This is a genomic window from Pseudomonas sp. EL_65y_Pfl2_R96 (genome assembly GCF_963970905.1).
Lineage (GTDB): Bacteria > Pseudomonadota > Gammaproteobacteria > Pseudomonadales > Pseudomonadaceae > Aquipseudomonas.
This window is the reverse complement of the sequence record NZ_CAXAQH010000057.1, coordinates 1-11,152: the sequence shown is the minus strand read 5'-3', so window position 1 is coordinate 11,152 and position 11,152 is coordinate 1. Positions and strand designations below refer to the sequence as shown.

Here is an 11,152-nt window from a genome sequence, read left to right as displayed (position 1 = left end):
GGCGAGCCATGGCCTGGCGAAAGGCAATGGCCTCGTCGATGGACTCATCGGTAAGGTAGCCCCCTGCGTCATCCATCATTTTCGACGAAACATCAATCGAAGCGATGATGCTGTACTGCGGTGACGTGGAGGTGTGCATCATGAAGGCTTCGTTGAACAGAGCCGGCTTGACCTCAACCTTGCCCGAGCGGACATGGATCATCGAGGCCTGTGAAAGCGCAGCCAGTAACTTGTGGGTGGAGTGGGTGACGGTGACGGTGGCGTCGTCCGGATGGCGTTCGCCACGGTGCATGCCATAGCGGCCTTCGTAGAGCGGGTTGAAGCGCGCATAGGCATACCAGGCTTCGTCGTAGTGGATGCGGTCGACGCTCTGGCTCAGCTCGCGGGTGGTGGTTTGCACGTTGTAGCAAAGGCCATCGTAGGTCGAGTTCGTTAGCACCGCGAGTACCGGGCGGGCCTGTTTATTGGTGGCCAATGGGCTGTCAGCGAGTTTGCCGGCAACGGCAGCCGGGGTCAGTTCCGAAAGGGGCACCGGCCCGATCAGGCCCCGCGCATTGCGCCTTGGGCGTAAGTACAACGGCACCGCACCCGACATATTCAACGCATAGTTCAACGACTTGTGGCAGTTGCGATCGACCAACACGGCATCGCCGTCGGTCACCGCTGAATGCAGGACGATCTGATTGCTCGCCGAACTGCCGCCGACCGAGAAAAAGGTGAAGTCGGCACCGAAGACCCGAGCCGCGAATTTTTCAGCGTCATTCACCGGGCCCGAGTGGTCATTTAACGAACCCAATTCGCCGACTGAAACACTGAGGTCGGAGCGCAGCATCTGCTCGCCATAGAAATCGAGGAACGTACGCCCGACGGCGGTCTTCATAAATGCCGTGCCGCCGGTATGGCCAGGGGTGTGCCAGGAATACTCGTGTGTATCGGCGAAGTTGACCAGTGCACCGAAGAACGGCGGCAGGATGGTATCCAGATAGCGGCGGGCGGCTGCTTCTATGCGCCCGGCAATGAATTCGGCGCTGTCTTCGGGCTGCCAGATAAACCCGTCAATGCACTCGATGAATGCCAATGGAACCCGGCTCTGATGAGCCTGGCTCATGCCGATCATGATCGGTAGCTGGGCCGTTCGCCGGCGCATCAGCCGGATAAGTTGCAGGGCCTGATCAGGCGCATCCTCACACAGGCCCCATCCAATGATCGCGCAGCAGTAGGTCGAGTTGGCTTTGATGGCGATTTCGGCTTCATCAAGGGACCGCACCCATTCAACTTCCACTTCATGCTCATGCAGCACGCTGGCGATGGACTGGACACTGCGTACCAGGATGTTGTCGTCGGTTTCCAGGGCATTGGCCACGATCAACACAGGATAGCGCTGCGCCAGATCGGCGGGTAACTGCGTTTGCGAGCGACTCATGGGAGTCTCCTTTAGAACGTGGCGGGAGATACCTCAGGTTTTGAGGGCATAGCAAAAGGCACCGGTGCGTCCACCTTCCTGCTTGAGATAAACGCCTTGCAGTTCCGGGGTGAAGCCGGGCACACGGTTGATGTCTTCGCCTGGATCAGGACGCCTTGGTGAGCAGACTTGTGGTTATTACGGTCGAACAGGCCCAGATCACCCGGGATGAGCAAGGCGTTGGCTGCCTCGGAGTACTGTTTCAGCGTATTAAAGAAGGGCGGGAGGAGGGTGCCTTCATAAGACTTCGCCGCGGTCTCGAGTGGGTAGCCATCGTATTCGGCGTTGTTGCGCGGGAGGTCGAAAACGCCATTTACCGGCAACAAAACGTCTTGCAGTTGCTTGTAGATGTCGGCTTTATCGAGAGCAACAATCGCTCTGGAGGTGCGAAAGCAATCATGAGCCGAGTTGCTGGCGGCGATCTTTAAGTAGTGCACAACATTACCTCCAGCTGGCGCGCGAGCACCTGCTTTTAAGGGGGGGTAAATATGCGGGTTACTTTAAAAAACCCTGATTAAAATAACTGGCAATGTTGGGTATAGACCATCTTGATCAGTCGGTATTTTTTTTCTCAATTACCCTGATAATCCTTGTGTATCAAGCGTGAGAAGGCGTCTTTGCCGAGCCAGATACAGCGTGCTGATCGAGCGGCTGATTATTAGAAAACAGAGAATTATTCCCAGTTGCTCCCAGCGAATGAGGTGCATTAATTCTTGAACTCAATCGCTCAACAAATGACTCAGCTCCAGACAGGCTGCGGAAACTTGCAACCCACCGATCCATGTGAACCCGCCAGAGATTCTGTACAGGATCTTTCTCAATATAAATGTTCATTTACGGCGCTCGGCGATGCAGGGTTTCAATCATCCTGACCTGTGCGGAGTCATCCTTTGTTCTCTAAGTACGATGACGGTAGCCATTCGTGCTGTTGATCTTGCTGTTTTTTAGTCTGTACTCGAATAACCGGCAAGCTGTTGATAAAAATCAACCCTTCTGGACTGCTTACCAATAGCCCCAATACCGCGTGTCGGATTCCAGCACGTGTGCCACCTCCATTGAATATTGGCGGGCGGCATTCTGATCATGGTCTTTTTTCGTTGACGGTTGCCGTCAGCTTGTCCGCTTCGGTCACCCAACCGCCACCTGTCGCCTTGTAAACATCGATCATGGCGGTGAACACCGAACCCCGGGTCTGGGTGTAATTCAACTCGGCATCGAACAAGCTCCGTTCGGCATCCAGGACTTCTATGTAGCTGGTGTATCCATTGTCGTAGCGCAGCCGTGCAAACCTGGTGTAAGTACGCAACGCCTCGACCTGACTGGCTTGGGAAGCCATTTGCTCGCGGGATTTGCTCGCCGCCACCAACGCGTTTTCAACATCCCTGAAGGCTGATTGAATCGACTGCTGATAGACCAGCAAGGTTTGTTGTTGAAAGGCCTCGGTCTGTTGGACCTGACCGGCGATCCCGCCAGCGGTAAAAATGGGCATGCTCGCGCCGACACCATAGGACCAGGTGGCGGCCGGCCCGGTGAACAAATTCGAGAGTTGGTTACTGACTGAGCCCAACAGCCCGGTCAGGGATATCGTCGGGAAGTACAGCGCCTTGGCGGCACCGATACGGGCATTGGCGGAGATCAGGTCCAGTTCGGCCTGACGTAGATCGGGGCGTCGCTCCAGCAAGTCCGACGGCAACCCGGCGGGGACCGATGGCAGGGTCAGTTGCGTCAGATCACGGCCTCTGATGATCGGTCCCGGATTGCGTCCAAGAAGCACCGCCAAATTGTTTTCCTGTTGCGCCACCTGGGACTCGAATTGCGATACAGAAGCTTGGGTGCGCTGGAATTCGGAGAGGTTTTGCGCCAGTTCCATTTCGGAAATGGTGCCGGCGCCAAAGCGCAGCTTAAAAATTCCGTAGGAGTCGCCACGGGCCTTGGCGGTGGTGCGGGCGATTTCCAGCTGCCGGTCAAGATCGCGTAGCGCTATGTAGCTGGATGCCACCGACGATACCAGGCTCAGAATAACCGTACGCCGACCTTCCTCCGAGGCCAGCAAGTCAGCACGCGCCGACTCATTGAGACGCCGTAAACGACCCCAGACGTCCAACTCCCAGCTCACATTGAGGGTCGTCTGGTAGTTTTTGTAAATCGGGTCGACGCCGGAATCCAATGGCACCGGGCCGTTGTCGCGCGGTGCCCTGGCGCGACTGCCTTGCGCGGCGGCGCCGATTTGCGGAAACATCTGCGAGCGCACCACACCGTAACGACCCTGGAATTCCTCGACCCGGGCGGCGGCAATCTTGATGTCTTTATTCTCGACCAGCGCACTGCGGATCAAGTCATTCAGGACCGGATCCTTGAACTGTTCCCACCACAGGGTGTTGGACAGATTGTTGGCCTCCTGCTCCGCATAGCGATAGGCAGCAGGGGCGTCTGTGGCCGGGCGCTGGTAATCCGGACCGAGCATACAGCCCGTCAAGCCCAGGCAAATCAACAACGGGAGATGGCGTGTGCGCATCTCAATCCCCCTCATGTTTGTGCAGGGGGGCGCCGCCGGGAATCTCACCGGGCGACGATAGCGAGGGCGGCGGGGTTGTCTGTTTGACCGCGCCTTTTTTCTCAGTCATACGTTCAACGAGGTAGTAGAAGAGAGGGATAAAGAAGATGGCGATGACGGTCGCCGCCAGCATCCCGCCGATCACACCGGTACCAATGGAGTGTCGACTGTTTTCGGATGCCCCGACGGCAATGGCCAGCGGAACGCAACCCAAAATGAACGCCAGGGACGTCATCACGATAGGCCGCAAACGTTCCCTGGCGGCCGTCATTGCCGCATCATAGGCGGACATGCCGTTTTCGCGGTTCAGTACCGCGAACTCGAAAATGAGAATGGCGTTCTTGGCAGCCAGGGCGATCAGCATGGTCAAGCCGATCTGGAAGTAAACGTCATTGCTTAACCCCCGGATCAGAACGGCCAGCAGTGCACCGAACAATGCAAAGGGTACAGCCAGCAATACGCCGACGGGCAGGGACCATTTCTCGTACTGAGCCGCCAGGATCAGGAACACCATGATCAGGCCGAAGATGAACACCTGAGAGGAGGCTCCCCCGCTTTTTTTCTCCTCGAAGGCTTCGCCACTCAAGGCCAGGGCGTAGTCGTTGGTCATGATTTCAGCGCTGATTTCTTCCAGGGCCTTGAGCGCTTGGCCGGAACTGTAGCCGGGTGCCGCGTTGGCGGTGAGTTTGACCGCCGGGAAGTTGTTGAAGCGGGTCAGCAGGTCGGGACCGGTGACGTAGCGGGTGGTCAGCAGGGCTTTGAGTGGCACCATCCCAAGGTTTTTGCTGCGCACATAAATTTGCTGAAGGTCTTCGGCCTTGAGTCGATAGCTCGGTTCAGCCTGCAGAATCACCTGCCACAGGCGGCTGAATTTATTGAATTGAGACACATAGAGAGAGCCGAACATGGTTTGCATGGTGCTGTAGACGTCCTCCACCGGCACCCCCAGCGTCTCTGCCTTTTCTCGGTCTACGTCGACCAGCAATTGCCGGGAAAACACGTTGAAGGTGGAGGTAATGGCGCCGAGTTCCGGGCGCTGTTTGGCTTTTGCGACAAGGGTGCCGACCATCTCAGCCAATTGGTCGACGGTGGCGTCCCCCTTGCTTTGAACCCATACCTCCATGCCTCCTGTAGTGCCCAGGCCGGGAATGGATGGCGGATTGACCGGAAGAATGATCCCGCCCTGTACCGTGGAAAAAGCACGGGCAGCTTTCTGAATCACCGCAGGGGCACTTTGTTCCTTGATTGTTTGCGAGTCCTTGTAGCGCTCCTCGAAATCCTTGAACCCGACGAAAAAGGCGCCGGCATTGTTCTTGTTCTGGCCGTCGAGCAGGCTGTAGCCGTTAACGATGGCGACGCCCTCGACGGCCTCATCGTTCATGAAGAAGTCACTGGCGACTTTGCCCACCTCGCCGGTGCGATCCAGACTCGCGGCATCGGGCATGATTACGGCCCCCAGCAGATAACCCTGGTCTTCCGGTGGAAGGAAGGCACTGGGAATACGCTGCGCCATCAGCAGAATCAGAGCGATCATGCCGGCAAAGAGTAACAACGCCAGGACAAAGCGCTTGATCATAAACGCCACCGAGCGTGAGTAGCCCTCGGTCATGCGTTCGAAGCTGCGCTCGAACCAGCGGAAAAAAGCGTTTTTTTCGCCGTGTTGGGGCTTGAGCAGTAGGGCCGCCAAGGCCGGCGAAAGTGTCAAGGCCACGAGGCCGGAGATCACCACGGAGATGGCGATGGTAATCGCAAACTGTTTGTAGAGTTGGCCAGTGATTCCCCCCATGAATGCCACCGGGATGAACACCGCGCACAGCACCAGCACGATGGCCACCACGGGACCGGCCACTTCATCCATGGCGCGTTTGGCCGCCTCCTTGGGGTTCATCTTGTGCACGTGCATATTGCGTTCGACGTTTTCAATCACCACGATGGCGTCGTCCACCACGATGCCGATGGCCAGCACCATGCCAAACAGCGTCAGCATGTTCACCGAAAACCCAAGGGCCGACATGCCGATAAAGGTGCCAACAATGGACACCGGCACGGCGAGCACCGGGATCAGCGTGGCGCGCAGGCTCTGCAGGAAGATGAAAACAACCACGACCACCAACACCAACGCTTCGAAAAAGGTGTGTATCACCTCGGAAATCGACGCGCGGGTAAACGCGGTGGTGTCCATCACGATTTTGTATTCGATCCCTTCGGGAAAGGTCGTCTTCATTTGCGCCAGGGTTGACGTCACGGCTGCCGAGACGTCGAGCGCGTTTGCCCCCGGTTGTTGATACACCGCGATCAATGTGGCGGGACGTCCTTGATAGGTGCTGCGCAGGGAGTAGTCTTTTTGCCCGAGCTCGGCTCGACCAATATCCTTCAGACGAACAATGGCAGCCCCGTCATTGCTCGCGCGCAAGATGATGTTCTCGAACTCCGCAGGTTCAGTCAGGCGTCCCTTGGTGGTCACGGCAAAAGACTGTTCCACGGCCTGGCCCGTCGGGGATTGACCCACACGGCCTACGGCGAATTGCTGGTTCTGGTTGGTGACCGCTTTCTGCACGTCAGCGGCAGTAATCCCCAACTGGGCCATTCGATCGGGTTTGAGCCAGATCCGCATGGCGTAGTCCGGTGTGCCAAAAATACTGGCTTGGTTGGCGCCCGGAATACGCTTGATCGCATCCAGAATGTAGAGGTTGGTGTAGTTGGCGACATAGGTGCTGTCATAGCGGTCGCCGGCAGAATACACGGCAAGAACCATCATGAACGCCGAGGATTTTTTCTGTACCTGAATACCCTGGCTCTGAACCGCGGAGGGCAATTGCGGCAGGGCCAGATTGACCCGGTTTTGCACGTCCACTTGGGCAAGAGAAGGGTCGGTGCCAATCTCGAAGAAGACGTTGAGGGTCATGTTGCCCGTCGCGGAGCTCGACGAGTTCATGTAGATCATGTTGTCGGCGCCGTTGACCTGCTGCTCGATAGGCGCTGCCACATTATTGGCCACGACCTGTGCATCGGCACCCGGGTAGGTCGCTGAAACCGTAATTTGCGGTGGCGTAATATCCGGGTACTGGGCGACCGGCAATTTAGCCATCGCCACTGCGCCAGCCAAGGTGATGATGATCGAGATCACCGACGCGAAGATGGGGCGATCAATGCAATAGTGCGAAATGCTCATGGGCTGCGCCCAGTGTCTTGCGCCGATTTGGCAGCTGTCGGTTTCGCCGTTGTCTCGCCTGCCTGCGCGGGGGGAGGGGGGGATATGATATTCAGCGGCCCTCCGGGCGTCACTCTGATCGCACCGTCGACCACTATGCGTTCGCCCGCTTGCAAGCCTTGGGTAATGAACCAGTCATCGCCATGCCAGTCACCCACTTCGACAACGCGTTGCTCGGGCTTGCCCTCGGCATTGATCACCCAGACGAAGTGGCTCTTGGCACCCTCCAGCACGGCCTTCTGCGGCACCACAATGGCGTTCGGCCTGGAAGCTCCGATTGCCCGCGCCCGTACGAATTGGCCGGGACGCAGTTGGCCGTTCGGGTTGGCCACCACGGCGCGGACCAGAAAGGTGCCAGTGTCCTGGCTATAAGAGGGCGCGGCAAAATTCAGGCGACCACGGTCAGGTACCACTGACCCGTCGGCCAGCACCACTTCTACGACAAACTCACTGCGCAGAGGGAATATGAGGTGCCCGGAGGCAATCTCGTCGCGGTACTTGAGCGTCTCGTTTTCCGAAAGACTGAAGTTGACGTAGATCGGGTCCATCTGTGAGACGGTGGTCAGCAGCCCGGATTCACCTGGCGTGACGTAACTGCCTTCCTGTTTTTTGGCAAAACTTGAAAGGCCGGTGAGGGGGGAGGCGATGGTGGTGTAACTGAGGTTCAACTGCTCGGTTCGAACCGTGCCCTCGGCGGCAAGCACGGCGGCCCGGGTCTGACGCTCATCGCCGACGGCATTGTCCAGATCCATCTTGCTGACCGCATTCTGCGCCGCCAAGGGACGGACACGGGCCAGTGTGGCCTTGGCCACTTCCCAGCGTGCCTGTTGTTGAGCCAATTGGCCCTGCGCCGACAGCAACGAGGCTTCAAAAGGTTTACGGTCCATCTGGAACAGCGTTTGCCCGCTTTTCACCAAATCGCCTTCGGTGTACAGCCGCTTTTCCAGGAAGCCGGCAACCCGGGCGCGGATCTCCACCTCGCGGGAACTCTGTGTCTGGGCAACGAATTCGAACGTCACCGGGGTATCGCGCGCGGTGACCGTCATGACCGTTACATTGGGGGCTTGACGGGCCAGGGTAGTAGGCTCTTTGCCGCAACCGGCAACAAGGCTTAAGACCCCTATCATAATAGCGATGGGCAAACAGACGAGCTGTCTGACAACGTTCATGTTTGCGCCCATGCCCATGCTCCGTAAAGGTCACTCGTACAGAAGCGTAGCCACTATGTCTTCACAATGCGAACCAACAAAAGGTGGCAAATTTGACTGAAATCAATGATTACGACGAGCCAGTCGAGCAACCCATGGATTGGCACTCAGACCATGTAATAGCACGCTGAGTAAAACGGTACAGACAGCGGTAGCCACCAAGGTACGACTGGCTTGTAGAGGGTAGTCCAATATCATCACGGCAAAGACGATGCTTGCCAGACCTCGCGGGCCAAACCAACTGATAAACAGGCGGGTTTCGAAATCGAAGCGAGTCCCTGCCAGGCTGATGAGCACAGGCAGTATGCGAATCACGGTCAGGCTGAGCACTGAGTAGAGCCAGATGTTCAGGGTAAGACTGCTCCAGGCTCGAGGGATGACCAGCGCGCCAAATACGACCCAGGTAATGACCGATAACAGGCTGGCGAATTCTTCGCTGGCCTTGAGCAGGTGATGTTTTTGCTCGGTAAACAAATAGCTTGCGAACAACCCGCCGACGAACGCGGCGATAAACCCGCTACCGCCTAATGCTTGCGCTGTGGCGAAGCAAAGAATGGCTAACCCGGGCAGTGTCAGTTGTGACCACATGGGGGTTTGCCAATGGTGTTTTTCGGAGTGACGCTGCAACAGCCAGGCGATAAGCGTAAGGGCGATACCAATGACTGCACCGATGCCCAACTCCTCGACAACCAACTCCACTGCCCGCGAGAGGGGGGACTGCGTCTGCTCTTCGACCAGCAGGGCCAGGAACATCAACAGTACTGGAACGCAGATGCCATCATTCAACCCGCTCTCCACGTTTAACCCTTCACGCACGGACGCCGAAACCTCGGGATTGCTCACAACGGCCTTACCCAACGCAGCATCGGTGGGAGCCAGAAGGGTCGCCAGTATTGCCAATTCCACCGGGGGTACCTGCGGGAACAGCCAAATGCCGACCAACCAACCACTTAGCATGGTCAGTGGTAGCCCTATCATCAACAAGCGCAGCGGCAATCCTTGGTGCGCTCTTAGAACCTTGAGGTCGGCGTTGACTGCATCGCTGAAGAGAACAATCGCCAATGTCAGTTCTGCCAGGATCTTGAGGCCGTCCTTGTCAATCCGAGGTTGGAGAATCCCCAGAAACGCCGGGCCGAGAATCAGACCGGCAAGCATGAACATGAGCGGACCATTGAGCAGACGTGACTCGAAACGCCCCGCAAATATGCTGTAGGTCAGGAGGAAAGCGGCAAGCAGGGCTAAGTTCTGATACATCGATGACCTGCTTGTCTAGGTTGATGCTACGGCAATGGCATCATTGCCATTCTGACTCGGCGCTTAAAACGCAGAAAAGTCAGGTTATTCCAGATGCTCGGGTTTGACCGGGTCACCCGACTTCATATCCAGCTGTACCCTGACATCTTCGAACATCACATCGTAGTTTTTGTGCATTGAACCGATGGCGCTGTACATCTTGGGTATGCCGTACTTCTCTGCAATTTGCGTGACGTTGCTACCAAAATTGTAGGCTTGGTCCTTGGGCAGGAAGAATTTTTCTTCCATCTCCCTGCCCTGGATATTGCCGTGCATCGTGAACAGCATGCCTTTACCTTCCTTGGGATCCTGGTGGACTTCATAGTCGATGCATATGTTGTAACTGACATCGTCCTTGTTCAGCGCGTGGCGCTCGATGTGCAGATGACCGGCTTCAAAGGTAGCCATTGTTGTGTCTCCTTCAAAAAGACATTGAGTCAGGGCTGGCCTCAGCGTTCTTTTATTGGTAGCTGATGCCAGGTTTCGCCGTGCTGATACGAGTGCCCGCCGTGCCCTGAACAATGGCCTCGATGTCCGAGAGTGAGCCGATCACCGCGACTTTGCCGGTATGGCGGGCGAACTCGCAGGCGGCCTGAACTTTCGGTCCCATGGAGCCTGCTGCGAAGCCGAGTTTTTCCATTTCGTCGGGGTGTGCCTGAACGATGGCCTTCTGGGTCGGTTTGCCGAAGTCGATGAACGCCGCGTTGACGTCGGTGGCAATCACCAATAGATCGCTTTCAAGCTGTTCGGCCAGCAGCGCCGAGCACAGATCTTTGTCGATCACCGCTTCCACACCTTGCAGCTTGCCGCTGGCGCCGTACATCGTCGGAATGCCGCCACCGCCTGCGCAAATCACGATGCTGCCTTTGTCCAGCAGCCACTTGATCGGGCGGATTTCGAAGATGCGTTTGGGTTTCGGGCTGGCCACCACGCGCCGGAATTTGTCGCCATCCGGGGCGATCGCCCAGCCTTTTTCGGCGGCGAGTTTCTCCGCTTCGGCTTTGGAGTAGACGGGGCCGATCGGTTTGCTGGGGCTCTGGAACGCCGGGTCGTTGGCGTCGACTTCGACCTGGGTCAGCAGGGTGGCGAACGGCACTTCGAAGTCCAGCAGGTTGCCCAGTTCCTGTTCGATGATGTAGCCGATCATGCCTTCGGTTTCGGCACCGAGCACGTCCAGCGGGTAAGCGGAAACCTGGGTGTAGGCCGCCGCCTGCAACGACAGCAGCCCGACCTGCGGACCATTGCCGTGAGCGATCACCAGTTGGTTGCCGGGATGGACCTTGGCGATCTGTTCGGCGGCGACGCGGATGTTGGCGCGCTGGTTGTCCGCGGTCATGGGTTCACCCCGGCGGAGCAGGGCGTTACCGCCCAGAGCAACGACGATACGCATAATGCAGTCCTTTCAAGAGTTCAGTGATCCCCGT

General features: G+C 57.3%; 8 protein-coding genes. All 8 read right to left on the bottom strand.

The window, feature by feature from the left end:
- A partial coding sequence (locus AACY49_RS28960; protein WP_339527582.1) for an Orn/Lys/Arg decarboxylase N-terminal domain-containing protein occupies window positions 1–1,423 on the bottom strand: 1,423 nt, incomplete at its 3' end.
- A gap of 11 nt (window positions 1,424–1,434) precedes the next feature.
- A complete protein-coding gene (locus AACY49_RS28955) occupies window positions 1,435–1,899 on the bottom strand; it encodes a hypothetical protein (protein ID WP_339527581.1) in 465 nt (154 codons plus the stop codon).
- 644 nt (window positions 1,900–2,543) lie between these two features.
- Window positions 2,544–3,977: an efflux transporter outer membrane subunit gene (locus AACY49_RS28950; RefSeq protein WP_339527580.1), complete on the bottom strand. Its 1,434-nt coding sequence runs from the start codon at window positions 3,975–3,977 to the stop codon at window positions 2,544–2,546.
- A 1-nt stretch (window position 3,978) separates the two neighbouring features.
- Complete coding sequence (locus tag AACY49_RS28945; RefSeq protein WP_339527579.1) at window positions 3,979–7,188, bottom strand: efflux RND transporter permease subunit; 3,210 nt, start codon at window positions 7,186–7,188, stop codon at window positions 3,979–3,981.
- Complete coding sequence (locus AACY49_RS28940) at window positions 7,185–8,273, bottom strand: efflux RND transporter periplasmic adaptor subunit (protein ID WP_339527578.1); 1,089 nt, start codon at window positions 8,271–8,273, stop codon at window positions 7,185–7,187. Before AACY49_RS28940 ends, AACY49_RS28945 begins: the two co-directional genes overlap by 4 nt.
- A gap of 225 nt (window positions 8,274–8,498) precedes the next feature.
- Window positions 8,499–9,689, bottom strand: a complete 1,191-nt coding sequence (locus AACY49_RS28935) for a cation:proton antiporter (RefSeq protein ID WP_339527577.1) — start codon at window positions 9,687–9,689, stop codon at window positions 8,499–8,501.
- 84 nt (window positions 9,690–9,773) lie between these two features.
- A complete protein-coding gene (locus AACY49_RS28930) occupies window positions 9,774–10,136 on the bottom strand; it encodes a DUF5064 family protein (RefSeq protein ID WP_339527576.1) in 363 nt (120 codons plus the stop codon).
- A 52-nt stretch (window positions 10,137–10,188) separates the two neighbouring features.
- Window positions 10,189–11,118: a carbamate kinase gene (arcC, locus tag AACY49_RS28925; protein WP_339527575.1), complete on the bottom strand. Its 930-nt coding sequence runs from the start codon at window positions 11,116–11,118 to the stop codon at window positions 10,189–10,191.
- Window positions 11,119–11,152: the final 34 nt, after the last annotated feature.

What these genes read in the sequence shown, in the direction of transcription:
- AACY49_RS28950 (WP_339527580.1), bottom strand. Translation starts at nt 3,977, where the DNA reads ATGCGCACACGCCATCTCCCGTTGTTGATTTGCCTGGGCTTGACGGGC.
- arcC (WP_339527575.1), bottom strand. Translation starts at nt 11,118, where the DNA reads ATGCGTATCGTCGTTGCTCTGGGCGGTAACGCCCTGCTCCGCCGGGGT.
- AACY49_RS28935 (WP_339527577.1), bottom strand. Translation starts at nt 9,689, where the DNA reads ATGTATCAGAACTTAGCCCTGCTTGCCGCTTTCCTCCTGACCTACAGC.
- AACY49_RS28930 (WP_339527576.1), bottom strand. Translation starts at nt 10,136, where the DNA reads ATGGCTACCTTTGAAGCCGGTCATCTGCACATCGAGCGCCACGCGCTG.
- AACY49_RS28940 (WP_339527578.1), bottom strand. Translation starts at nt 8,273, where the DNA reads ATGACGGTCACCGCGCGCGATACCCCGGTGACGTTCGAATTCGTTGCC.
- AACY49_RS28945 (WP_339527579.1), bottom strand. Translation starts at nt 7,188, where the DNA reads ATGAGCATTTCGCACTATTGCATTGATCGCCCCATCTTCGCGTCGGTG.